The sequence below is a fragment of the Pseudomonas sp. QS1027 genome, from assembly GCF_002814235.1.
In the GTDB taxonomy this organism is placed as follows: Bacteria; Pseudomonadota; Gammaproteobacteria; order Pseudomonadales; family Pseudomonadaceae; genus Aquipseudomonas.
In genome coordinates, this window is the sequence record NZ_PHSU01000003.1 from 318193 (window position 1) to 341051 (window position 22859).

At 62.4% G+C, this 22859-nt stretch carries 27 protein-coding genes, 1 tRNA gene and 1 pseudogene; 16 read left to right on the forward strand and 13 right to left on the reverse strand.

What is annotated here, in order from left to right; genetic code table 11:
- The first annotated feature begins 37 nt into the window (after nucleotides 1-37).
- Nucleotides 38-127: transfer RNA gene (locus CWE01_RS02115), tRNA-Ser, on the forward strand.
- Between the two features lie 94 nt (nucleotides 128-221).
- On the opposite strand, the gene CWE01_RS02120 is transcribed toward CWE01_RS02115, so the two are convergent.
- Nucleotides 222-596 (reverse strand): type II toxin-antitoxin system HigA family antitoxin, encoded by a 375-nt coding sequence (locus CWE01_RS02120; RefSeq protein ID WP_100938867.1) that lies wholly within the window; start codon nucleotides 594-596, stop codon nucleotides 222-224.
- Nucleotides 597-781: 185 nt separating this feature from the next.
- On the opposite strand from CWE01_RS02120, the gene CWE01_RS02125 reads away from it, so the two are divergent.
- Nucleotides 782-1702 carry a LysR family transcriptional regulator gene (locus tag CWE01_RS02125; protein WP_100938868.1) on the forward strand — a complete coding sequence of 307 codons (921 nt, stop codon included), beginning with the start codon at nucleotides 782-784 and terminating at the stop codon, nucleotides 1700-1702.
- 28 nt (nucleotides 1703-1730) lie between these two features.
- Here CWE01_RS02125 and CWE01_RS02130 read toward each other — a convergent pair whose 3' ends face one another.
- On the reverse strand, nucleotides 1731-2012 hold the full coding sequence (locus CWE01_RS02130; protein ID WP_100938869.1) for an addiction module antidote protein: 282 nt from the start codon (nucleotides 2010-2012) through the stop codon (nucleotides 1731-1733).
- Nucleotides 2009-2347, reverse strand: coding sequence for a type II toxin-antitoxin system RelE/ParE family toxin (locus tag CWE01_RS02135; protein ID WP_100939206.1), 339 nt, complete (start codon nucleotides 2345-2347; stop codon nucleotides 2009-2011). The genes CWE01_RS02130 and CWE01_RS02135 overlap by 4 nt, the downstream gene beginning before the upstream one ends.
- A gap of 153 nt (nucleotides 2348-2500) precedes the next feature.
- Here CWE01_RS02135 and CWE01_RS02140 point away from each other — a divergent pair, with 153 nt between their 5' ends.
- On the forward strand, nucleotides 2501-2860 hold the full coding sequence (locus CWE01_RS02140; protein ID WP_100938870.1) for a 5-carboxymethyl-2-hydroxymuconate Delta-isomerase: 360 nt from the start codon (nucleotides 2501-2503) through the stop codon (nucleotides 2858-2860).
- A 166-nt stretch (nucleotides 2861-3026) separates the two neighbouring features.
- On the opposite strand, the gene cynS is transcribed toward CWE01_RS02140, so the two are convergent.
- Both cynS and CWE01_RS02150 read right to left on the reverse strand, forming a co-directional pair.
- A complete protein-coding gene (gene cynS, locus CWE01_RS02145) occupies nucleotides 3027-3497 on the reverse strand; it encodes a cyanase (RefSeq protein ID WP_100938871.1) in 471 nt (156 codons plus the stop codon).
- Nucleotides 3498-3531: 34 nt separating this feature from the next.
- Nucleotides 3532-4191, reverse strand: coding sequence for a carbonic anhydrase (locus CWE01_RS02150; protein WP_100938872.1), 660 nt, complete (start codon nucleotides 4189-4191; stop codon nucleotides 3532-3534).
- A gap of 111 nt (nucleotides 4192-4302) precedes the next feature.
- Between CWE01_RS02150 and cynR the strand changes: the two genes are divergently transcribed.
- From cynR to CWE01_RS02185, 6 genes are all read left to right on the forward strand, one after another.
- The gene (gene cynR / locus CWE01_RS02155; protein ID WP_100938873.1) at nucleotides 4303-5181 is read left to right on the forward strand and encodes a transcriptional regulator CynR; all 879 of its coding nucleotides are present in this window, start codon (nucleotides 4303-4305) and stop codon (nucleotides 5179-5181) included.
- 372 nt (nucleotides 5182-5553) lie between these two features.
- Nucleotides 5554-6936, forward strand: coding sequence for a glutamine synthetase family protein (locus CWE01_RS02165; protein WP_100939207.1), 1383 nt, complete (start codon nucleotides 5554-5556; stop codon nucleotides 6934-6936).
- Nucleotides 6937-7115: 179 nt separating this feature from the next.
- On the forward strand, nucleotides 7116-7793 hold the full coding sequence (locus CWE01_RS02170) for a class I SAM-dependent methyltransferase (protein ID WP_100938875.1): 678 nt from the start codon (nucleotides 7116-7118) through the stop codon (nucleotides 7791-7793).
- A 141-nt stretch (nucleotides 7794-7934) separates the two neighbouring features.
- On the forward strand, nucleotides 7935-9068 hold the full coding sequence (rnd, locus tag CWE01_RS02175; RefSeq protein WP_100938876.1) for a ribonuclease D: 1134 nt from the start codon (nucleotides 7935-7937) through the stop codon (nucleotides 9066-9068).
- Nucleotides 9065-9358 carry a YcgL domain-containing protein gene (locus CWE01_RS02180; RefSeq protein ID WP_100938877.1) on the forward strand — a complete coding sequence of 98 codons (294 nt, stop codon included), beginning with the start codon at nucleotides 9065-9067 and terminating at the stop codon, nucleotides 9356-9358. The genes rnd and CWE01_RS02180 overlap by 4 nt, the downstream gene beginning before the upstream one ends.
- A 126-nt stretch (nucleotides 9359-9484) precedes the next feature.
- Nucleotides 9485-10417 (forward strand): D-2-hydroxyacid dehydrogenase, encoded by a 933-nt coding sequence (locus CWE01_RS02185; RefSeq protein WP_100938878.1) that lies wholly within the window; start codon nucleotides 9485-9487, stop codon nucleotides 10415-10417.
- A gap of 144 nt (nucleotides 10418-10561) precedes the next feature.
- On the opposite strand, the gene CWE01_RS02190 is transcribed toward CWE01_RS02185, so the two are convergent.
- Nucleotides 10562-11155: a nitroreductase family protein gene (locus tag CWE01_RS02190; protein WP_100938879.1), complete on the reverse strand. Its 594-nt coding sequence runs from the start codon at nucleotides 11153-11155 to the stop codon at nucleotides 10562-10564.
- A gap of 154 nt (nucleotides 11156-11309) precedes the next feature.
- Here CWE01_RS02190 and CWE01_RS02195 point away from each other — a divergent pair, with 154 nt between their 5' ends.
- Complete coding sequence (locus CWE01_RS02195; protein ID WP_100938880.1) at nucleotides 11310-11759, forward strand: YcgN family cysteine cluster protein; 450 nt, start codon at nucleotides 11310-11312, stop codon at nucleotides 11757-11759.
- A gap of 14 nt (nucleotides 11760-11773) precedes the next feature.
- Nucleotides 11774-13012, forward strand: a complete 1239-nt coding sequence (locus CWE01_RS02200; RefSeq protein ID WP_100938881.1) for a hypothetical protein — start codon at nucleotides 11774-11776, stop codon at nucleotides 13010-13012.
- 3 nt (nucleotides 13013-13015) lie between these two features.
- Here CWE01_RS02200 and CWE01_RS02205 read toward each other — a convergent pair whose 3' ends face one another.
- Together CWE01_RS02205 and CWE01_RS02210 are read right to left on the reverse strand one after the other, a co-directional pair.
- Nucleotides 13016-13483, reverse strand: a complete 468-nt coding sequence (locus CWE01_RS02205) for an RNA methyltransferase (protein WP_007926908.1) — start codon at nucleotides 13481-13483, stop codon at nucleotides 13016-13018.
- A 48-nt stretch (nucleotides 13484-13531) separates the two neighbouring features.
- Nucleotides 13532-14239, reverse strand: a complete 708-nt coding sequence (locus CWE01_RS02210; protein WP_100938882.1) for a glutathione S-transferase family protein — start codon at nucleotides 14237-14239, stop codon at nucleotides 13532-13534.
- Nucleotides 14240-14365: 126 nt separating this feature from the next.
- On the opposite strand from CWE01_RS02210, the gene CWE01_RS02215 reads away from it, so the two are divergent.
- On the forward strand, nucleotides 14366-14947 hold the full coding sequence (locus tag CWE01_RS02215; RefSeq protein ID WP_100938883.1) for a TetR/AcrR family transcriptional regulator: 582 nt from the start codon (nucleotides 14366-14368) through the stop codon (nucleotides 14945-14947).
- Nucleotides 14948-14968: 21 nt separating this feature from the next.
- Complete coding sequence (locus tag CWE01_RS02220) at nucleotides 14969-15670, forward strand: glutathione binding-like protein (protein WP_100938884.1); 702 nt, start codon at nucleotides 14969-14971, stop codon at nucleotides 15668-15670.
- A gap of 12 nt (nucleotides 15671-15682) precedes the next feature.
- On the opposite strand, the gene CWE01_RS02225 is transcribed toward CWE01_RS02220, so the two are convergent.
- Nucleotides 15683-16612, reverse strand: coding sequence for an HD-GYP domain-containing protein (locus tag CWE01_RS02225; protein WP_100938885.1), 930 nt, complete (start codon nucleotides 16610-16612; stop codon nucleotides 15683-15685).
- Between the two features lie 231 nt (nucleotides 16613-16843).
- On the opposite strand from CWE01_RS02225, the pseudogene CWE01_RS34130 reads away from it, so the two are divergent.
- Together CWE01_RS34130 and CWE01_RS34135 are read left to right on the forward strand one after the other, a co-directional pair.
- Nucleotides 16844-17896: pseudogene (locus CWE01_RS34130) on the forward strand (methyl-accepting chemotaxis protein); the annotation flags it as partial.
- A 141-nt stretch (nucleotides 17897-18037) separates the two neighbouring features.
- Nucleotides 18038-18751, forward strand: a complete 714-nt coding sequence (locus CWE01_RS34135) for a methyl-accepting chemotaxis protein (protein WP_371315493.1) — start codon at nucleotides 18038-18040, stop codon at nucleotides 18749-18751.
- 3 nt (nucleotides 18752-18754) lie between these two features.
- On the opposite strand, the gene CWE01_RS02235 is transcribed toward CWE01_RS34135, so the two are convergent.
- Both CWE01_RS02235 and CWE01_RS02240 read right to left on the reverse strand, forming a co-directional pair.
- Nucleotides 18755-19129 carry a YajD family HNH nuclease gene (locus CWE01_RS02235; RefSeq protein ID WP_017124556.1) on the reverse strand — a complete coding sequence of 125 codons (375 nt, stop codon included), beginning with the start codon at nucleotides 19127-19129 and terminating at the stop codon, nucleotides 18755-18757.
- Nucleotides 19130-19179: 50 nt separating this feature from the next.
- Nucleotides 19180-19866 (reverse strand): spermidine synthase, encoded by a 687-nt coding sequence (locus CWE01_RS02240; RefSeq protein ID WP_100938887.1) that lies wholly within the window; start codon nucleotides 19864-19866, stop codon nucleotides 19180-19182.
- An 82-nt stretch (nucleotides 19867-19948) separates the two neighbouring features.
- On the opposite strand from CWE01_RS02240, the gene CWE01_RS02245 reads away from it, so the two are divergent.
- Complete coding sequence (locus tag CWE01_RS02245) at nucleotides 19949-20239, forward strand: hypothetical protein (RefSeq protein WP_100938888.1); 291 nt, start codon at nucleotides 19949-19951, stop codon at nucleotides 20237-20239.
- On the opposite strand, the gene CWE01_RS02250 is transcribed toward CWE01_RS02245, so the two are convergent.
- Both CWE01_RS02250 and CWE01_RS02255 read right to left on the reverse strand, forming a co-directional pair.
- Nucleotides 20236-20709: a cyclic nucleotide-binding domain-containing protein gene (locus CWE01_RS02250; RefSeq protein WP_100938889.1), complete on the reverse strand. Its 474-nt coding sequence runs from the start codon at nucleotides 20707-20709 to the stop codon at nucleotides 20236-20238. The genes CWE01_RS02245 and CWE01_RS02250 overlap by 4 nt on opposite strands.
- An 88-nt stretch (nucleotides 20710-20797) precedes the next feature.
- A complete protein-coding gene (locus CWE01_RS02255; protein ID WP_100938890.1) occupies nucleotides 20798-22849 on the reverse strand; it encodes a S9 family peptidase in 2052 nt (683 codons plus the stop codon).
- Nucleotides 22850-22859 lie beyond the last annotated feature (10 nt).

Genomic DNA, 22859 nt, shown 5'->3' on the forward strand with positions numbered 1-22859 from the left:
CGCTTCCGGCAAAAGTGTTGTTATGATGCGCGCCGTTGGAGAGATGCCAGAGTGGCCGAATGGGACGGATTCGAAATCCGTTGTACCTTCACCGGTACCTAGGGTTCGAATCCCTATCTCTCCGCCATATATAGAAAAACCCCTGAAATCGTGAGATTTCAGGGGTTTTTTCGTTATGGGAGAAATTTGTTCTGGCACGTGCAGCTTAGGTTCGCAGGAAATCATCCCACCGCTTTCATTGGCCTGATCAAGCTCTCAACCGGAATTCCAAACATCTCATGCAGTTTCCAGATCATCGGTAGAGTCAGAGCCCGCTTACCATTGAGCACCTCATAAATCCGATTCTGCCGACCAAGGGCTGGCACCAAGTCAGCAACTGACAGCCCGGACTGCTCCATCCTGAACCGTATGGCATCCACCGGGTTGGGCAGGTCGACCGGGAAGTGCTTGGCTTCGTAGACTTCGATCAGGGTGATCATCACCTCAAGGTAGTCGCCTTCCGGAGTGCCGGGTTCCGGTTCGTTGTCGAACAGCGGGGAAACAGACTTGAGCGCCTCCTGGTAGTCCTGCTCGGTGTGGATTGGGCGAATGTTCATGGGTTACTCCATTTCAACGCTGCCGCCATTTGTTTATGCGTGCCGACGAACTATAAAAATGCGGCCGGGGTTGCGTCAAAGCACCATTGATTCAATATTTGTCCGCGCAACCGTCCCTTCGTCGTCTAGACACGTCCCTTGTTGCGTTCCTACACTGAGGCGCAATCGAGGACCAGGGGTCACAGATGAACCGCAACGAACTGCGTAAAGCCGACATCAACCTGATGGTGGTGTTCGAAACACTGATGCTTGAACGCAATGTGACGCGGGTCGCGGAGAAGCTGTTTCTCGGCCAGCCGACCATCAGTTCGGCGCTCAATCGCCTGCGGGTGATGTTCAACGATCCGCTGTTTATCCGTGTCGGCCACCGCATGGAGCCCACCGCGCGGGCCGAGGAGATCATCCAGCATCTGTCGCCGGCGCTGGATTCGTTGTCGAATGCCTTGAGCCTGACCCACGACTTCGATCCGGCCAGCAGTACCATGACCTTTCGCATCGGCCTGTCGGACGATGTCGAGTTCGGCTTGCTGCCGACGCTGCTGCGGGCCTTGCGCCAGGAAGCGCCGAATGTGGTGATCGTGGTCCAGCATGTCGACTACTGGCGTATTCCCGATCTGCTGGCCTCCGGTGATATTACCGTGGGCATCAGCCAGACCCGCGGCCTGCCGGCCAATGCCAAGCGCAAGCTTCTACGCCATATCCAGCCAATGATCCTGCGCGCCGACGCATCAAAGACGCCCTTGACCCTCGACGAGTACTGCGCGCGGCCCCATGTGCTGGTCTCTCACACCGCCAATATCAGCAGCCTGGCTGACGAGTGGCTGGCGGAAATCGGCCGCAAGCGTCATGTGGTGCTCTCGGTACCGCAATACAGCGCCTTGCCGGCCTTGCTCGCGGGCACCGATCTGGTCGCCAGCCTGCCGGATTACACGGCCAAGGCCATGGCCGCGTCGGGGTTGTTGTTTGACGAACCGTTGCCGTTCAAGGTGCCGAACCTGGACCTGTCGATGGTCTGGCTCGGGATTGTCGATACCGATCCGGCCGAGCGTTGGCTGCGTTCACGGCTTGAGCATTTCATGAGTGATCGCCAGCCCCTGGAGCCTTGAAGGTGCCGGACGCCCTGGTAGGGTTGGCTCAGGTGGGTTGCACCACCAGTTCCACGCCCAGGGCGTCAACCAGCTTCAGCAGGGTGTCGTAGCGGGGTTTGGCTCCAGGTGCCAGGGCCTTGTAGAGACTCTCGCGGCCCATGCCGGAGTCGCGGGCAACCCGTGTCATGCCGCGAGCCTTGGCGACGGCGGCCAGTGCCGCGAGAAATACGTCGGGATTCTTGTCTTTCAGGGCCACGTTGAGCAGCTCGGCAATGGTCGCCTCGTCGCTCAGATAGTCACTGGCCTCAAAGGGTTTCAGCGTGGTCATGTTCGATCACCTCGTTCGATCTCGCTCAGGATCAGCCTGGCGTGTTGGATGTCGCGTTTTTGCGATGACTTGTCGCCGGCACACAACAGCAAAATCAGAATCTCACCCCGGCGAGAGAAATAAACGCGATAGCCAGGACCTGTATGAATACGCCTTTCACTGACCCCGTCGGAGACCCTCCTCGTATCGCTCAGCGCGCCAAATTGCGCCGAGATCAGGCGAGAGAGGATGCGTGCCTTGGCGATAGGGTCTTTCAGTCGCCGCAGCCAATCGTCAAACGCCTCGGTGGTGACCAGGGTGTGTGTTGGTTTCGAGTGTAGTAGTTCGGATACGATTTTCAAAGTGTCTACGCCATTTTTTTACCTTGACCCTTCTGTATTTGGTCCAGGAGCAGCCGGCGCGCCAATGCGCTATCGTTTCATGATCTTTCCCGAAGGCCGCGTGCTATATCTGTGTGCCTTCCTATTCCGCTGTTCTGGAGCCTGTCGATGCCTCACGTTTTCCTGGAATACACCCCCAACCTGACTGAGTTCGACGCCGACAAGGCGTTGCTGCGTATCAACCATGCGCTGGTGGCCTCCGGGCAGTTCGGCGCCGAGTTCGATATCAAGAGTCGGGCCACGGAACTGGGGGCGTTTCGCGTGGGGACGGGGCTGGGCGAGCGCGGCTTCGTGCATGTGAAGCTGGCGCTGTTGAGCGGACGCTCGGCACAGATCAAGAAACAACTTTCCGAGAGTCTGCTGGCGGGATTGAAGGATCTCGGCGATTGGCCGGAAGGGATTGAAGTACAGCTTTCGGTGGAAGTGGTGGACCTGGATCGTGAGTCCTACGCCAAGGTTACGCTCTGATCCGGCGACAAACCCATTTCTGACAACACCGCAAACCCCGGAGGAGCCGGCTTGCTGGCGATGGCGTCCGTAAGGACGCTGCAAGGCTCAAGGGCCTCATCGCCAGTAAGCCGGCTCCTACAGGTGCGGTGTTTCAGCGGGAAAGATCGTCAAACTCAGTGCTTGATCAGAACGGCTTGGTCGGCAGGTATTTGCCATCCAGGGTGATGACCGCGCGCGAACCGCCTTCCGGGTCCTCGACCTTCTTGATGTCCAGCTTGAAGTTGATGGCACTGATGATGCCGTCGCCGAACTGTTCGTGGACCAGGGCCTTCAAGGTGGTGCCGTAGACCTGGATCATTTCGTAGAAACGATAGATCGTCGGGTCGGTCGGGACACCATTGCCAATGCTGCCGCGCAACGGCACGCTTTGCAGCAGGCGACTGGCGTCCTCGTCCAGGCCGAGTTTTTCACAGACCACGTTGGCGGCGCTGGCCGGCAGCGGGTGCTGGCCGAGCAGGGCGGCGGTGACGAAGGCCAGGCTCAGGCCGGTGCCGTCGGTCAGGTCCTGCCAGGACAGGTTCAGGCGCTGCTTGGCGTCGATGATGGTGTCGGCCAGGGCCAGGCGTGGAGCTTGTGCGAATTGGGACTGCAACATGGTGATTTCCTCGTTTTCGTCAGTAGGATTCAGATCAGGCAACTTGTGGCGGTTGTGTCGACAGCGCGCAGGCCTGCGGCTGTTCGGCAAGTGAGACAAAACGGCCGGTGCTGCCGTCGAGGGCGACGATGGAGCCGCTCTCGATGTCGTACACCCAGCCATGCAGGTTCAGCCGACCTTGTTCCAGCGCCAGGGCGACCGACGGGTGAGTCTTCAGGTTGGCCAACTGGGCGATCACGTTTTCCCGAACCAGGGCATCCAGCCGCGCCTCGGCCGAGGCATGGTGGCGGGCGGCGTTGATGACCTTGGCCGACTCGGCATGACGCAGCCAGTTGGCCACCGCCGGCAGGTGGTCGAGGCATTTGCAGGTCGAGATCGCCGTCATCGCACCGCAGTCGGAATGGCCGCAGATCACGATGTCGCGCACCCCCAGTACCGCCACCGCATACTCCACCGTGGCCGAGACGCCGCCCGGCTCCGGGCCGTAGGACGGCACGATATTGCCGGCATTGCGAATCACGAACAGGTCGCCGGGCTCCTGCTGGGTCAGCAGTTCCGGTACCACCCGGCTGTCCGAGCAGGTGACGAACAGGGTAGCGGGGTTCTGGGTGGTTGCCAGTTGCTTGAACAGGGCGCTGCGGGTTGGAAAGGCTTCGCGCTGGAACTTCAGGAATCCGTCGATGATGGCTTGCATGATGTGTCTCCTTGCGTGTGGCTGATGGGGCAAGGATGGAAGTTTTCAGGCATAGCGTCCAAGACCGGCTTATTATGAAAGCTATAAGTCCTGCCTATAGTTGAGCGCCCGATGCTGCTGCGTCATATCCGTTACCTGCTGGCCGTTGCCGAACATCGCAATTTCACCCGGGCCGCCGAGGCCCTGCATGTCTCCCAGCCGACGTTGTCCCAGCAGATCCGGCAGCTCGAGGACAGTCTCGGGGCGGCGCTGTTCGACCGCTCGGGACGGAGCATCCGTCTGACCGATGCCGGCGAGGCTTATGTGCGTTTTGCCCGGTTGGCCCTGCAGGACCTGGAGGCGGGCAAGCGGGCGATGCACGATGTGCGGGATTTGAGTCGCGGCAGCCTGCGCCTGGCCATGACGCCGACCTTCACGGCGTACCTTATTGCGCCGCTGTTGCATCGCTTCCACAGCCTCTATCCGGGCATCACCCTGAGCGTCGAGGAAATGACCCAGGATCGCCTGGAGGCTGCATTGGCCGAGGATCGGCTGGATATCGGCATTGCCTTTACCGGGATGCACCTGGCGGATATCCAGAGTGAGGCGCTGTTCAGCGAAACCTTGAGCCTGATGGTCGGCGCGACCCATCCGCAGGCGGTTGGCCAGGTCCTGACTGCCGATGATCTGGAGCAGCAATCACTGGTCCTGCTCAGCCAGGATTTCGCCACGCGCCAGCACATCGATCTCTACTGTCGCCAGCATGGCATCGTGCCGCGCATCGCCATCGAGGCCAATTCCATCAGTGCGATTGTCGAACTGGTCCGTCGCGGTCAGTTGGCGACGATCCTGCCCGCGGCCATTGCCCTCGAACAGCCGGGGTTGCAGGCGCTGGCATTGACGCCGGAGTTGCCGCAGCGCAAGGTGGCCCTGCTCAGTCGCCGGGGGGCCTGGCGCAGTGCCGCCTGCCAGGCGTTTGCAACGCTGGCGGGGCAGTGGCGCAATGTTTAGTCATTGCGCATGCAAGCTTCTTCAAAACTGAATTTAATCACCTGGATGCTCGTGTGAGGCTGGCGTTCTCAGGTTTATCGCGGCAGGCATATGGACGATTGGCTCGGCGGGATCCGCTACGCGGCAGGGACGGGCGCCTCGACGCCTGGTGTCCGCTCGCGTTGTTGTCCGCTGTCGCGTGTCGCTCCCAGCCTGGTTGCCTTGCCTTCCGAGCTGGCCTTCTGGGCGTTATGGCATTGCCGTCATGCGCGCCCGCCGGATGTCCGTTTTCCCCGTTGAGTTTTTTCATTGATCGCCATCGGCCTGCCCTGGCCGTTGCGATCGACCCGGTGGGCGCGTGCGCGCCTGCCCGACGCGGAAGACGAGAATCCCATGAGTGTTGCCTGCCCAGTCTTTGCCTGTACCGAAGAAGCCCTGAGTTTTCTTGAGCTCAACCCCGATATCGAGATGTTCGAGCTGTTCATCCTCGACAACAACGGCGTCCCCCGCGGCAAGTTGCTGCACCGTGACGAACTGCTGGCGGTCTATGCCAGCGGCCGCCCGCTGCCCAGCACCATTCTCGGCCTGACCATCAACGGCGACGATGTGGAAAACTCCGGTCTGGTCTGGGACGTGGGGGATATCGATTGCCGTGCCTATCCCCTGAGCGGCAGCTTGCAGCGCATGCCCTGGCGGCTGATTCCGACCGCGGCGGTGCAGGTCAGCATGCACCCCAGCGAGGGGTTGCCGGCGACGGTGGCCGATCCGCGGCATCTACTGGTCAAGGTGATCGATGGGCTCAAGGCCGACGGTTACTACCCGGTGATGGCGGCGGAGCTGGAGTTCTATCTGCTCGACCAGAAGCGTGACAGTCACGGTCGGCCGCAACCGGCCCGCGACGCCGACGGTGGACGTCCGAGCACGACCCAGGTCTACGGCCTGCGGGAGCTGGAGCAGATCGAGCCGTTCCTCGCCGACCTCTACAGTGCCTGCAAACTCCAGGGTATTCCGGCACGCACGGCGATCTCCGAGTACGCCCCGGGCCAGGTCGAAATTACCCTTGAGCACCGCGCCGATGCCTTGCAGGCGATGGACGAAGCGGTGCGTTACAAACGCCTGGTCAAGGGCGTGGCACACAAGCACGGGATGGTCGCCTGCTTCATGGCCAAGCCGTTCGACGACCTGGCCGGCACCGGCATGCACATGCACGTCAGCCTGGCGGACGCGGCGGGCAACAACCTGTTCGCCAGTGAGGCCGGTGACGGCACGCCGCTGCTCAAACAGGCGGTGGGCGGCATGCTCGCGACCTTGCTCGATGCCTTGCTGATGTTCTGCCCGAATGCCAACTCCTATCGGCGTTTCCAGAGCAACAGCTATGCGCCGCTGGCGGCGACCTGGGGTGTCGACAACCGCACCGTGAGTCTGCGGGTACCGGGCGGACCGGCCTTTTCACGGCATATCGAGCACCGGATCTGCGGTGCCGATGCCAACCCCTATCTGGCGGCGGCGGCCATTCTCGCGGGGATTCATCGCGGGATTCGCGAGCGCCTTGATCCCGGTGCGCCGGTCGAAGGCAATGGCTACGCCCAGGCCGGCAAGCGTCTGCCCACCGACTGGCTGACCACCTTGCGTGCCCTGGAAGAATCCGCCTGGGCGCGGGAGGCGTTTGGCCGCGAGTTCCTCGGGGTCTACCTGGCGGTCAAACGTGCCGAATACCGGCAGTTCATGGGCGAGGTCGGCGAGCAGGACTGGCGCTGGTATTTGCAGCAGGCGTGAATGACGGTCCGGTAATCGCTTGAACAATAACGGCGGGAATTTTTCACGAAATATTGATGCGTGCCTGACTAAGGTTTGAGACGTTGCCGATTGGGTGTTTCTGGCTCCCGGCAACCCCTCAAATTCATTCCGAGTGTTCGATCAGCCCGGTACAGGTTCCCTCCGAGAGTTCGCGAGTCATGTCAGCGCAACCGCCTTCAACCGTTGAACTTGAGTTTGCCCGCCGGCACGCGCGCGAGCATGCCCGGGCTTGCCTGGCGCAGTCTCCCGATAGCCTGGCCCGGCGCCTGGCGCTGGCCCGTGAAAAGCAGTGGGTACGCCAGGCACTGAAGCTGGCCGGTGAACCGGGCCTGGTCCTCGACCTGCCCTGCGGTGCCGGGCGTTTCTGGCCGGTACTGGCCGAACGCGGCAACCGGGTGATCCTCGCGGCCGACCCTTCGCAAGAGATGCTGGACCACTGCGTGGGCCATCATGGCGACGATGTGCTGATGCGTGTCAGGACCTTTCAGAGCTCGGTGTTTGCCATCGGCTTGCCGGAGAATGCGGTGGACTGCATTTTTTGCATGCAGTTGTTCCAGCATGTCAGCGACAGCCAGCACCGGATGGCGATGCTGCGCGAGTTCCACCGGGTCAGCCGCGATACCGTGATCCTCTCGTTGTGCATCGACGGCAAGGTCATGGCCTGGCGTCATCGGCGCCTGGCCCGGACCACCGGTCAGGAAGCGCAGCGCATCCTGTTCGACAAGGCACAGCTCGAAGGGGAGTTCCGCGAGGCCGGTTTCGAGATTGTCGGTCACCGCGATTTCCTGCCTGGCTACGCTCTGCGCCGTCTCTATGTATTACGCAAGAACAGCTGACCTTGATGCGAACCCGACAAATCGCCGAGTGGGACTATTCTTGAGTCTCAGTAGGCTCTTTCGCTTCCGCACTTGCAGAGTGAGTGCTCGCAAACCCCGGTGGCGAGATATACTGCGTGCCATTCTTCAAGGGAGAGCCGTGTGGCCATCGATATTCACTGGATTCGCGACAACGATAGCCTCGGTCGGCATTGCGCCCAATGGCAACAGTTACCCTTTGTTGCCCTCGACACCGAATTCATGCGGGTCGATACCTTTTATCCGATTGCCGGACTGATCCAGATCGGCGACGGCGAACGCGCCTACCTGATCGATCCCCTGACCATCGACCAGTGGCAACCCCTGGCGACGTTGCTTGAAGACCCGGCCGTGGTCAAGGTCGTGCACGCTTGCAGTGAAGACCTCGAAGTGCTGTTGCGTCTGACCGGCAGCCTGCCGGTGCCGCTGTTCGACACCCAGCTCGCGGCCGCCTACCTGAACCTCGGTTTCTCCATGGGCTATTCGCGCCTGGTGCAGGAAGTCCTCGGTATCGAGTTGCCCAAGGGCGAGACCCGTTCGGACTGGTTGCAGCGTCCGCTGTCGGAAACCCAGGTCAGCTACGCCGCCGAAGATGCCGTGCACCTGGCCGAGGTCTACACCCGCCTGCGCCCGAAGCTGTCGGACGACAAGTACGCCTGGGTCCTGGAAGATGGCGCGGAACTGGTGGCCAACCTGCGTCGCGAGGTCGACCCCTACGAGGTCTATCGCGAGGCGAAACTGGCCTGGAAGCTGTCCCGTGCGCAATTGGTCGTACTGCGCGAGCTGTGCGCCTGGCGCGAGCGCGAAGCCCGCGCCCGCGATCTGCCGCGTAACCGCATCGTTCGTGAACACTCCTTGTGGCCGTTGGCCAAGAGCCAGCCGGACAATCTGGTGGCCCTGGCCCGCATCGAGGACATGCACCCGCGTACCGTGCGCCAGGACGGCGAATTTCTGCTGGAACTGATCAAGCAGGCCGGCAGTGCACCGATGGACCAATGGCCGCCGGCGGTGCCCGAGCCGTTGCCGATCGAAGCCTCGGCGCTGGTCAAGCGCCTGCGTGCCCTGGGCCAGGCCGAAGCCGAACGCCTGGGTGTTGCGCCGGAATTGATGCTGCGCAAGAAGACCCTGGAAGCGCTGATCAAGAGCGGTTTTCCCGATGGACCTTACCAATTGCCCGATTCGCTGCGTGGCTGGCGCCGCGAGTTGATGGGCCAGGCGCTGCTTGACAGCCTGGCCACTGCCGGAGAACAGCCTTGAAACGTATTTGCTCCATCTACAGAAGCCCACGCCGCAACGAGATGTACCTCTACGTGCTCAAGAGTGATGCTCTGGAGCGCGTTCCGGAAAATCTGCTGTTGGCTTTCGGTAAACCGCACCATGCCTTCGACCTGGTCCTGAGCCCCGAGCGCACACTGTCGCGCGAGGACATCCACCAGGTATTGGAGAACCTCGAGAAGCAGGGCTATCACTTGCAGATGCCGCCGGCCGAAGACGAATACATCGAGCATTTGCCCGAAGAGCTGTTGCGACGCAATGATCCGATGTAACGGACATCTCTGAGTGCTCTGTCCGGAGTGCTCGACTCAAATGGACTGTATTTTCTGGCAGTGGCCGATGACGATGGAGCGAACTCCGTCGGCGGCTGCCTGCACTGTTTTTGAAAGGTTTGAACCATGCGCGTTCTGATTGCCGAACACGACCACGCCCTCTATGCCCGCTTGCTGCAGCAGATGGCCCCGGAACTTGAAGTCATGACCAGCAGCGATTCGGCCACGCTGTCGAGCATGGCGGCCGATTGCCCGGTCTGGCTGGGGCAGCCGGATCTGCTGGCGACCCTGCTGCGTCAGGGGCACGGGCCCCAGTGGCTGCAATCGACCTGGGCGGGTGTCACCCCGCTGCTGGCCGAGGGCTTGCCACGGGACTACCGCCTGACCCGCGCGGTGGGCATTTTTGGCCAGGTGATGGCCGAGTATGTGCTGACCTACATGTTGGGCCATGAACGCGAGGTCCTGGCTCGCCTGGTCAGCCAGGTCGAGCGCAAGTGGGACAACCGCATGGGCCAGAGCCTGGCGGGGCGCAAGGTGTTGATTGTCGGTGCCGGGGATATCGGCCAGAGCGTTGCGCAGTTCCTGCAACCCTTTGGTGTCGAGTTGTACGGTATCGCCAGCACCGCGCGGGAGCAGGCACCGTTTATCGAAGTGGCGGCGCTCGAAGCCCTGGGGGAGTGGGTCGGCAAGGTGGACTATGTGATCAACCTGTTGCCAAACACGCCCAATACCCATGATCTGTACGATGCGGCGCTGTTCAAGCGCTTCAAGTCCAGCGGCCTGTTCATCAACGTCGGGCGCGGCGTGGCGGTGGTCGATGCGGACCTGGTGGAGGCCTTGAAGGAAGGGCATCTGGCGGGCGCGGTGATCGATGTCTGCCGGCAGGAGCCGTTGCCGCAGCGTCATCCGTTCTGGACGGCCTGGGGGTTGTTGTTGACCGGCCACAGTTCGGCCCCGACTTCGCCGGGGATGATGGTGCAGTTGTTTGTCGAGAACCTGCGGGCCTATCAGGCCGGGGAAGCGTTGCGCGGGGAAGTGGATTTCGACCGCGGGTATTGATGGTCCCGGTTTGCAGGGCTGGCCACGCACCTTGTAGGAGCATGGCTTGTCGGGACGCCGCATCGCAGCGAAGAGGCCTTCAAGATCGCTAAAGGCTTCGCGGGCAAGCCCTGCTCCTACAGTCCGCGGTGGGGCGGCATTGGATTACAGGCTGAAATCGCCCTCGGCCACCAACGCGCTCAACGGCTGGCGCGGGCTTGGGGTTTCGCGGGCCTGCAGGTAATCCGGCAGGCTCGCCTTGTCACCCAGTTTGCCGATGGCCACTGCCGCATGCAGGGCATAACCTTCTGGAATCTTCAACTCGCGGCGGGTCAGGTCCTGATCGAAGCCGGCCATGCCGTGGCTGTGCCAGCCGCTGTTGCTGGCTTGCAGCGCCAGGTGGCCCCAGGCCGAGCCGGTGTCGAAGGTGTGCCACAGCGCCGGGGTTTCTTCGCTGGCGCCGGGAGCGGTGAAAGTGGTTTTCGAAATCACGATCACCAGGGCCGAGGCGTGTTGCGCCCAACCACGGTTGAACTCGTTCAGCAGGCCAAGGAAACGCTCCCAGTTCGGCGTGTCACGACGCGCGTAGAGAAAGCGCCAAGGTTGCGAGTTATAGGCCGAAGGTGCCCAGCGGGCCGCTTCGAAAAAGCTCAGCAGGGTTTGTTCCGGGATGCTCTCGCCGGTAAAGGCGCGCGGCGACCAGCGTTGGGTGAACTGGGGATCGATCGGATGATCGGCGACGCGTGGGTTGGTGCTCATGGCGCAGTCCTGACTGGGGAAATTAGCGAGAAAGCTACTGCTCCGCAGGCGACCTGACAAGTCTTGTTCAACCGACAGTCGCCGAGGCTTGGCCGCAACGGCGCGGAGCACTAGACTGGCGGCCTTTTCACTCCCCGATGCAGATGTCTGAACCATGGCCGCAAAAGTCGAACCCTTCTGGATACGCAAGACCCTCGAACACCTCGATCAGGAGGAATGGGAGTCGCTGTGCGACGGTTGTGGCCTGTGCTGTCTGCAAAAGCTCGAGGACGAAGACGACAACAGCGTCTATTACACGCGCATTGCCTGCAAGCTCCTGGACCTGAAAACCTGCCAGTGCACCGACTACGCCAAGCGTCGCGACTCGGTTCCGGACTGTATCCAGCTCACCCCGGGCCAGGCCGACCAGTTCAAGTGGTTGCCGCCGACCTGCGGTTATCGCCTGGTCAGTGAAGGCAAGGACCTGCCGCTCTGGCACCACCTGGTCTGCGGTGATCGTGATGCGGTGCACCACGAGCGGATTTCCCAGTCCGGGCGCATGCTCGCCGAAGGCAGCGTGCCGGAAGAGGACTGGGAAGATCATCTGATTTTCCGCGCCGGCTGATCCCGAGGAGCTCCATGTCGTTACGTTGCAGGCTGCCTGTGTTCCTGCTGCTGATGGTGCTCAGTGGCCTGGGCTGGGCCGGGAGGAAAGTCGACCTGGACTATCAGGTGCGCCTGTTGCCCCAGAGCGACCAGGCCGAGGTGCGCCTGACCCTGGCCCAGGGTTCGGTGGTGCGCAGCCTGGATTTCGATCTCGGCAACCAGGGCTACTACAGCGACATCATGGCCGACGGGCAGTGGCAACTGAGCCCCGGCGCGACGCCGGACAGTCGCCGCGGTGTCTGGCGCCCGGCGCCGGGCAAGGCCAGCCTGAGCTATCGGGTCAGCCTCAACCATCCTCGTGGCAACGGCACGTTCGAGACCCGCATCACGCCGACCTGGGCCTTGCTGCGCGGCGAAGACCTGGTGCCACCGGCCCATCTGGATCAGCACGACGGCACTGAACTGGTCTCGCGCCTGGATTTTGAATTGCCTGCCGGTTGGAAAAGTGTCGAGACCGCCTGGCCGCGCATCGGCAAGCAGCGCTTTCGTATCGACAACGTGTCACGCCTGTTCGACCGGCCGGTCGGCTGGATACTGGCGGGCGACCTGGGCAGTCGACGGACTCGGCTGGGGGAGACTGATGTCACGGTCGCGGCGCCTCGGGGCGAGGGCATGCGGCGCATGGATGTGCTGACGTTGTTGACCTTCGTCTGGCCCAAGCTGCAGGAAGTGTTTCCGCGCAATCCCGGCAAATTGCTGGTGGTCGGCGCCGGTGAGTCGATGGCCCATGGCAGCCAGGCGGGCCCTGACTCGATCTACCTGCACAGCACGGCCCCGCTGATCAGTGAGTCGGGGGAAAGTGCCTTGGTGCGCGAGCTGGTTCATGTGTTCGGGCGGATCAATGACAGCCAGCGCAGCGATTGGGTCGGCGAAGGCCTGGCGCAGTATTACGCGATCGAGCTGTTGCGCCGTGCTGGCGGGATGAGCGAGGAGCGTTATCAGGCGTTGCAGGTGCGCCTGACCCGGGTCAGTCGCAAGGTCAGCACATTGCGGGGTGAGCAGGTGGACAGGGCGACGGTGGCACGGGCGGTGTTGCTGTTGCAGGCGCTGGACCGCGAGATTCGCCAGCAGACCGATGGCAAGCATTCCCTCGACGATGTCAGCCGGGCGGCGATGCGCCTGGATACCGTCAGCACCGAGGAATTCATCCAGCTGTGCGAAAGCGTGATGGGCGAGCCGTCGAAGGTGCTGGCGAGCGGGCTGCTGAAGTAAAACCTAGAACTTCGGACCGGAACGGGTGTTGTTGCCCTTGGCCAAACGGTCGTACAGCACCACGTTGACCGTCGCCGCCAGGTTCATGCAGCCGGTGGTCGGGATATACACCACGTCCTCGCACCAGTCGCGGATGTCCTTGTCCAGCGAGCCGTCTTCCGGACCGAAGATATACAGCGCCCGATCCGGATGAGTGTATTCGGGCAGCGAGCGCGCACCCTCCACCAGTTCGACGGCCACCGGCACGCAGCCCAGGGGCAGGATTTTCTTCAGGTCATCGATGCCGATCAGCGGAATGTCCTGGTGGACTTTCTTGGTGTCGGTGACAAAGTCCCGTGCCCGCTCGTAGCGCTTGCCGGTGTAGAACACCGAAGCCACGCCGTAACAGCCAGCCGCACGCATCACCGAGCCGACGTTCTCCGGTGACTTGGGGTTATACAAACCAATGCAGCTGTACCTTTTGTTTGCCACGAGCCGGGTGCCTTCCAGGAAAAAGACGCGATTATACCGGCATCTCCATCAGCTCGTGGTGTCGGGATAGTTCGAAGGGAATAGCGCCCGGCGGGTTTGCTCGTCGTTGACCTGCTTGAAAGCATGGCTCTTGCCCACTTGACGGGCGCGAGCCACGGCCGGGCGAGCGTCAATGCGCTGGAACCAGGCCGACAGATGGGGGTAGGCCGCCAGGGGGGATTCCTCGCCTTTGAGCACGCGCGCCGCCCGGTCGATCCAGCCCCAGGCCGAGATATCGGCAATCGTATAGCTGTCACCGACGATATAGCTGCGCCCGGCCAGATGCCGGTCCAGTACCCGATAATGCCGCTCGGCTTCACGGCGATAACGATTGATGGCGTAAGGGATACTTTCCGGGGCCGAGTGCTGGAAGTGCACCGCCTGGCCGGAAAATGGCCCCAGGCCTGTGCCGATAAACATCATCCACGACAACAGTTCGCCCCGATCGCCAGGCTCACCACCGAGCAGCCCGGTCTTTTCACTCAGGTACAGCAGGATCGCGTTCGAGTCGAAGACCCGCACTTCACTACCGTTCGGACCCTCGGTATCGAGAATCGCCGGAACCTTGCCATTAGGGTTGATCGCCAGGAACTCCGGGCGGTGCTGTTCGCCCTTGCTGGTATCGACCGGAACCAATTCGTAGGGCAGCGCCGTTTCTTCAAGAAACAGGGCAACTTTGGCCGGATTGGGCGTCGGGTGGAAAAAGAAACGGATCATGTCGAAAGGTCCTGGCAGATGTTTTGGATCGAGTGTTATAAAATAGGACGAAACCCGGGCGCGTGGCAATCGTCGTTTGTTTCAACGAATATCTGCGCCACTTCAATTTGAATCCATGTGTGAGTTATGGCGCGACCAAGAGAATTTGACGAGGCCGGTGCACTGGAGGCAGCCATCCGCTGCTTCTGGTCCCGGGGCTACGAGGCTACTTCCGTACGGGATCTGGCGCTGGCCATGGGGATCACCGGGGCCAGCCTGTACAACGCCTTCGGTGACAAGCGCGCACTCTTCGCCCTGGCCCTTGATCACTACATCAAGCGTGGCTTCTGCGAGCGTTCCGTACGCCTGGAGCAGCAACTGCCGCCCCGCGAAGCCATCCAGACGTTCTTCAACGAGATCATCGAACTGTCCCTGAGCGACCCCGAACACAAGGGCTGTTTTATCGTCAACGCGGCCCTTGAGGTGGCGCCCCACGATCCGGAGTTCAGGGCGGTATTGGCCACGGTCCAGGAGGGCATGGAGGGCTTTTTCCGGCGCTGTATCAGCGCCGGCCAGGCCCAGGGCAGCATCAATGCGTTGCAGCCGGCGGACGATCTGGCGCGTATGTGCCTGGCGGTGCTGATGGGGCTGCGGGTGCTGGCGCGCTCAAGGCCGGAGCGGGAATTGCTGGAAGGGCTGGTGCGACCGGTCTTTGGATTATTGAAATAGTGTGTCTACGAGGGAAATCGAATGATTGAGCTCTACTACTGGGCTACGCCAAACGGCCACAAGATCACCCTGTTCCTGGAGGAAGCCGGTCTCGAGTACCGTATCCATCCTGTGGATATCGGCGCCGGCGACCAGTTCAAACCGGAGTTCCTGGCGTTTTCGCCGAACAACCGCATGCCGGCGATCATCGACACCGCGCCCGCCGATGGCGGCGAGCCGATCACGGTGTTCGAGTCGGGGGCGATCCTGCTGTACCTGGCGGAAAAGACCGGGCAGTTCCTGCCCGCCGATGTTCGTGGCCGCAAGACCGTGACCGAGTGGCTGTTCTGGCAGATGGGCGGCCTGGGGCCGATGGCCGGGCAGAATCACCATTTCGGGTTGTATGCGCCGGAAAAAATACCCTACGCCATCAACCGTTATGTCAATGAGACCAACCGTCTCTACGGGGTGCTCGATCGTCGGTTGCAAGGGCGCGAGTTCATTGCCGGTGAGCACTATTCGATTGCCGACATCGCCTGTTATCCCTGGGTGGTGCCATGGCAGCGCCAGCAGCAGAACATCGAGGACTTCCCGAATCTGAGCCGTTGGCTCCACGCTATCGAGCAGCGTCCGGCGACGCAGCGCGCCTATGCCCGGGGTGAGCCGTATTCGCGGCGTGCCACAGAGACGGAAGAAGGCAAGAAAATCCTCTTCGGCCAGACCGCCAAGGGCCCGGCCGCCTGAGGCCCAATCCGGTTACTGCGGGCGCGAGCCCGCATGCTCCCGCAGCACTGGGACGAATTGGTGTTGCACCAGGCGCTCGATCAACTCGACGTCGGCTTCGGGGCTGAGGTCTTTCGCGCTGCCAGAAGCGCCAGTGGCCTCCAGTTCCAGCACGCTGTCCGGGGTCTTCTGGTGCAGCAGATAGTCGGCGCCGCAATTGCCGCAGAACACATGATCGCCCGCGCGGTGTGCACGCTTGAGTACCACCGTCGGCCCGCACATGCCGCAGTGCCGCAGGGGAATGCCCTGGTCGGTATGGCCGATGATCGGGCTCAAGACACCCGACTCCCCCAACTGGATAAACAAGGCGCCGAAGTGCGCGTCGAACTGGGTCCCCAGGTTCTTGCCGATGATCTGCAATGCCTGCGCCTGCGGCATGCCCGCGCGATAGGGGCGGGTGCTGGTCATGGCATCAAAGGCATCGCAGATACCGACAATGCTCGCCAGGTGCGGAATCTCGCCGGCCTTGAGCCCCAGTGGATAACCCCGACCATCGGGCATCTCGTGGTGCAGGCGCACGGCGTCCTCCACCAGCGCGGCCAGGGGATGGGCATGTAACAACCGATAACCGATGTCGGGGTGGGTCTTGATTACGGCGTATTCCTCGTCGCTCAGGGGCCCCGCCTTGCGCAGCACCGCGTCGGGAATGCCGACCTTGCCCAGGTCATGGACAAAACCGCCCAGGGCGATCCGCGCCACTTCCTCCGCCGCGAAGCCGGCTTTCTGCGCCAGCAGCTCGCAAAACTGTGCCACACGCCACAGATGGCCGCCGGTGTAGGGATCCCGCGCCTCCACCACCCAGGCCATCACCAGCAGGCTCGACAGCAGCTCCTGCTCCGGACGCGAAACCTGAGCCGGTTGGCGGGCGCCCAGCAGGTTTTGAATCAATTGGTTCAGCTTCATCGACGGCGTTCTCGGTGCAGGAAGAAGGAGGAGGTCGCACACACTGGCACTTTGCCCTGTTGAGAAGGTATAGGGCTTTAAATTACAGCCGTTGGAAAAAATCTTGGCCTTGTGTTTTAGATCGATCGATTTAGAATGCCAGCCATCTCAACGTGCCTCAAGGCGTTTGGCGCATTGCCTCGGCCGGCTGACGGCCTTACAGGAGAGTTCGTTATGGTCGCCGACTGGTTGATGGGCGCTTCGGTACGTCGCAAGTTGACCCTGGGCTTTGGCATCGTGTTGCTGCTCACGGCGCTGTTGAGCGCGATTGCCTGGTACAGCATCGGGCAACTGACGATGCGCAGCGAGGCGTTGGTGGACAGTGTCTCGCTGGACACGCAGATCGCCGCCGTGCGCTTGCAGGAAAACGAATTCGATCGCACCGGGCAGGGCGCTGCGGTCGATGCCTATTCCACGCAGATGCAGGTGTTGTATGCGGGCGTCGACAAGCTGCAGATGAGCCTGGAAACCGACGCACAGACGACCCTCGCGCGCATCCGTGAGGTGGCCCGGGCTTATCAACAGAGTTTTGCCGAGTTTGTCGCGGCCCGACGCCAGGCCCGCGAAGCGGAAAAGGCCATGGTGCCGGTGATGGAAAATATCGCCGAGCAACTGACGCGTTTGCGTACCCAACTGTTCCAGCAGATGCGCAGCGATCCGGCGGTCACCATCGATCAGGCGCAGGCGGTGGCCGAGCTGCAATGGCTGATGGCGCAATTGCGCGATCAGGTGCGCTTGTACATCGCCGATCCGCAACCCGAGGCGCAGTTGCGCGTTTCGCAGATGGCCGACCGGATTCGTGTGCAGGGCAACGACTTGTACGGGCAACTGCCGGGTGACGCCTTGCAGACGCCGCTGTTGGAAGCGTTGCAGGCGGCGGTGAGCTACCAGGATCGGGTCGTGGACTTCAGCGCCAGCGTGCTCAAGAGCCAGCAGGCCAAACAGGCGATGCTGGCGCAGGCGGGTGACTTGCAGCAACTGAGTGCGGCGGTCTATCAACTGCAACTCCAGGGACGCGCTCACGATGTACGGATGGCCCGTGGCGAGTTGTTGCTGGCGGGAGGGCTGGCGCTGTTGCTGGGCTTGCTGTCGGCCTGGGCCATGACCCGGCAGATCGTCCCGCCGCTCAAGCGGACCCTGGTCCTGGCACGGCAGATCGCCTCGGGCGACCTGACCGGTAACCTGGAAAGTCACCGGCGTGACGAGCTGGGGCAGATGATGACGGCCATGCGGGAAATGGCCGGGCATCTACGCCAGTTGATCGGCAGCATCGGTGATGGCACGCGCCAACTGACCCAGGCCGCCGAGGGCTTGTCTACGGTCACTGCCCACAGCAGTGCGGGAGTGTCACAACAGCGCCAGCAGACCGAAGAGGTCGCCGGCGCCATGACCGAGATGGTCGACAGCGCCCAGCATATTGCCCGTAATGCCCAGCAGGCCTCTGAGGCGGCGCAGGCGGCCGAGCGGCGTAGCGTCGAGGGTAATCGCGTGGTAACCCAGGCAATCGAGCACTTTGAAGCCCTGGTGCTCAATGTCGATCGCTCGGCGTTGGCAATGGAACGTTTGCGTGAAGACGGTGAGCGTATCGGCGGGGTGTTCGGGGTGATTCGCGAGGTGGCGGAGCAGACCAATCTACTGGCGCTCAACGCGGCCATCGAAGCGGCGCGCGCAGGTGAAGCGGGGCGAGGGTTTGCGGTGGTCGCCGATGAAGTGCGGGCGCTGGCTCAACGTACCCAGCGCTCCACCGAGGAGATCGAGGGATTGATCGCGGCCTTGCATGGCGGCACCGAACAGGCCACGGCGATCATGCGCCAGAGCCAGGACATGAGCCTGTCCAGCGTGGCCCTGGCCCGTGAAGCCGGCGGCGTGCTCAGTGAGATTCGCCAGTCGGCATCGTTGATCCAGTCGATGAACTCGCAGATTGCCACGGCCGCCGATCAGCAAACCCGTGCCTGCGAACAGATCAGCGGCAACCTGGCCCGCGTGCGCGATATTGCCGACGAGTCGGCGCAGTCGAGTGCCCGCACGGCGACGGCGAGCCTCGAGCTGTCGCGCCTGGGGGGCGATCTCAGCGTGCTGGTTCAGCGATTTACCGTGTAGCCGTTACTCGTCTTTTTTCATCAGTCCGGCCAGCGCCGCGAACGGGTTGTGGGTGGCCTTGGCGATCTTCGGGCTGCTCAGGGAGCTGTCGCCGAAGTATTGCTGGTCGGTGTAGCGCGAGTGCTCGTTGTCATGACAGAACAGGCACAGCAGTTCCCAGTTGGAACCGTCCTGTGGGTTGTTGTCATGGTTGTGGTCGCGGTGATGCACGGTGAGCTCGCTCAGGCGCTTGCCGGAAAATTCACGGGCGCAGCGACCGCAGACATGCGGGTACATCTTCAGCGCCTTGTCACGATAGCCCATCTCTTTATCGCGTTTCGCATCGGCCAGGATACGGTCCAGCTTGGCGGTATGGGAGGGAGGGTTGGCCGAACTCATGGGTTCACCTTGTTGAATAGGTTAATGACGGTTATGCAGCAAAGTTTAGCTCAGTTCTTGAGCTTCTCGGCGATCCAGATGGTGTGGCGCGTGCCCTTGTTGCCGTGGGCATAGACCTGGACTTCCTCGGCCTTGAAGCCGGCCTTGCGCAGTTTGTCGGAGAAATGGCTATCGGCACTGGCCGACCACACCGCCAGCACGCCCTTGGGCCGCAGGGCCTTGGCACAGGCGCTCAGGCCGCCGGTGGAGTAGAGCCAGCTGTTGGCTCTCTGGGTCAGGCCTTCGGGACCGTTGTCGACATCGAGCATGATCGCATCGAAGCCGTTGGGCTCGGCCTGCAGGACCTTGGCCACGTCTTCCAGGCGAATCACCGTGCGCGGATCATCCAGCGGCCGGCCGGCTTTTTCCCCCAGCGGACCGCGGTTCCACTCGACGACGCCTGGCACCAATTCCGCGACCACGACTTCGGCGGTCTTGCCCAGATGCTTGAGGGCAGAGGCCAAGGTGAAGCCCATGCCGAGGCCGCCGATCAGCACCCGCGATTGCGGCCGGCCGGCGACCTTGCGGCAGGGAATTTCCGCCAGGGCATCTTCGGAACCGTGCATGCGGGTGTTCATCAATTGCCCGCCGTCACCGCCCTGGATCTTGATCACGAAGTCTTCGCCATACTCGAACAGGCACAGGGCACCGCCGTTTTCAGGGATCGGAGCGGTGTCCAGCAGAACGAAACGTTTCATGGATATCTCATTGGGAGGGGCAAAATAGCCGCGTTGCGAGTAGCCTGATGGCAGACAGAGAAGTCTGGCAACGGAGCCATTGATGAAACGCGCTATTGTAGCGGTCATTGCATTGACCGCGCTCACCATTACCACGGTACGGGCCGAGGATCTCTCGCCGGTACCGGTCACGCCGAAACCGGGAGCGCCGAGCACGGCCACCCCGACACCGTCCCCGCAGATCACCCCGCGCACGCCACCCAAACCCGGCGAGCCGCTGCCCAGCATCGAGTTGCCGCAGCCGCCCAAGGACCAGACTCAGCCGGGTCCGGAGCAGAACGACAAGACGGACAAGGCTGACAAAGCCGATAAGGCGAAGGAAACTTCCAGCTAGATCTGTTGCGAGAGCAATTGGCCGTCCGCCATGCGCAGTCGCCTGGACAGCGCAATGGCGATGGCCCGGATGATCTTGGCGGCGATCTTCGGCGCATCGTTGAGCATCTTTTCCAGGGAGTCCTTACCCAGGTTGAGCAACTGGCAATCGCTGGCGGCCACGCAACTGGCTGAACGCCGCTCACCATCAAGTACCGCCATCTCGCCAAAGGCCCGTCCGGCGCGCAAGGTGGCAATCACCACGGGTTGGCCCTCGGCGTTGCTCTTCTGCACGTTCACGCTGCCGTAGTGAATGATGCACATGAAGGTTCCGGCGTCCCCCTCGTTGAAGATGGCTTCGCCTTTGGCGACGCTGCTGATGCTGAAGTAGCCGGCAGCGGCGAGGAAGTCCGCCGGCAGCAAGCTGGCGAACAAACCGCAGTCCATCAACATGTCGCGGATTTCGTTATTCAGTAAGGTCGGTTCTGACATGGCTCACGGTCTTTTCTTGTTACCTGTTCTGTGCGGGCATTGAAGCCCGGCGGCCCAGTGTTAAGACAAGGGTGCCGGGCAGAGTTCCTCAAACCAGGCCGAGAACCTTGAACACAAAGGCGTATTCGAGGGCTACGTCACGTAATCCCTGATAACGGCCGCTCATGCCGCCATGGCCGGCGTCCAGTTCGGTCTTGAGCAAGAGTAGATGCTCGTCGGTTTTCGTGGCGCGCAGTTTCGCCACCCACTTGGCCGCTTCCCAGTACTGCACGCGACTGTCGTTGTAGCCGGCGATCACCAGCGCGGCCGGGTAGGCCTGGGCGCGGACGTTTTCATACGGCGCGTAGGCCTTGATCCGTGCATACACCTCGGGTTCCTCGGGGTTGCCCCATTCGTCGTATTCGGTGACGGTCAGCGGCAGGTCCGGGTCGAGCATGGTGTTCAGCACGTCGACGAACGGCACTTCGGCGATGGCCGCCTGGAACAGTTCCGGGCGCTGGTTGAGCACGGCACCGATCAGCAGGCCGCCGGCACTGCCGCCGCTGATGGCCAGCTGTTTCGAGGTGGTCAGGCCCTTGGCGATCAGGTGCTCGGCGCAGGCGATAAAGTCGTCGAAAGTGTTCTGCTTGTGCGCCTGCTTGCCGGCGCGATACCAGGCTTCGCCCAGTTCACCGCCGCCGCGCACGTGGGCGATGGCGAAGGCCATGCCGCGCTCCAGCAGGCTCAGGCGGGCGTGGGAGAACCACGGGTCGAGGCTTTCGCCGTAGGCGCCGTAGCCGTAGAGATAGAGCGGGGTGGCCTGGCCTTGCAGTTCACGCTTGACCACCAGGCTGATGGGCACCTGGGTGCCGTCCGCGGCCGTGGCCCAGAGGCGCTGGCTGACATAGGCATCGGGGTCGAAATCGCCCAGCACCGGGGTCTGCTTGAGTACGTTCTGTTCGCCGCTGGCCAGGGTCAGTTGGCGGATCTGGGCCGGACGATTGAGGGCTTCGTAACGCAAGCGGATGGTCTGGCTGGTGAATTCCAGGCTGTCCTGCACGTAGAGGCTGTAGGCGGCATCCGGCAGTTGCACGCGATAGCTCGGCAGGCCCTGGGGCCGCACTTCGATGATCGGCAAGCCGCCTTCGCGCAGGCTCAGGCACAGGGCCGAGGCGTTCAGGGTCAGGCCTTCGAGCATCACCTGGTCGTTGTGGGGTACCAGCAATTGCCAGTCGTCACGGCTCGGCACGCCATGGTCCGGGGTGTGGAACAGGGCGTAGTTGATGCCGTCCTGGTTGCTGCGGATAAACCAGCTCCACTGCTCCTGGTACTGGCCGTGGTCGACGAAATATTCATGGCCTTCGACCCGTGGTGCCAGGCAGGTAAAGGCCTGGGTCGGGGTGTCGGCGTCCAGGGCCCAGGCTTCGCTGGTGGTCTTGCTGTTGAGCAGCACCACCAGTTGGCGTTCTGAACTGCTGCGGTAGCAGTGCAGGAAGAAGCGCCCGTCGGCTTCGTGCAGGACTTCCTCGGCCATGCTGTCACCGAGGCGGTGGCGGTACAGCTTGTGGGGGCGATGGGTGTCGTCCAGTTCGGCGAAAAACAGTGTCTGGCTATCGTTGGCCCAGGTCATGCTGCCGTCGCAGTCCTCGAACGGCAGCTCGCTGAGCGCGCCGCTGTCGAGTTCCTTGACGTACAGGCGATAGACCTCTTCGCCGCTGGTGTCGAGGCTGTAGGCCAGGCGTTGGTGATCCGGGCTGATACTGAAGGCGCCGAGGGAGAAGAAGCCGCCCGCCGCCAGCACGTTGGGGTCGAGCAGCAGGGCTTCGGCGTTTTCATCCACGGTCAGGCTGTCATCGGCCGGACGCGGGCAGCGGTAGTGCCGCGGGTATTCGTCACCGGCGGTGGTGCGGGTGTAATACAGGAACGGCCCCCAGGGCGAGGGCAGGGACAGGTCGGTTTCGAGAATCCGCGCCTTGATCTCCTCGAACAGGCTTTCGCGCAGTTTGCCCTGGTCGGCCAGTTGCGCTTCCTGGTAGCTGTTTTCGGCCTTGAGGTAGTCGAGCACGGCATCGCTGTCGCGTTCCTGCAACCAGGCGTAAGGGTCCGCGCCCGCGTCGCGGCGGGCAATCGGGGCGCTGTTGACGCTGCTATCGAGGGACATGGGCAACTCT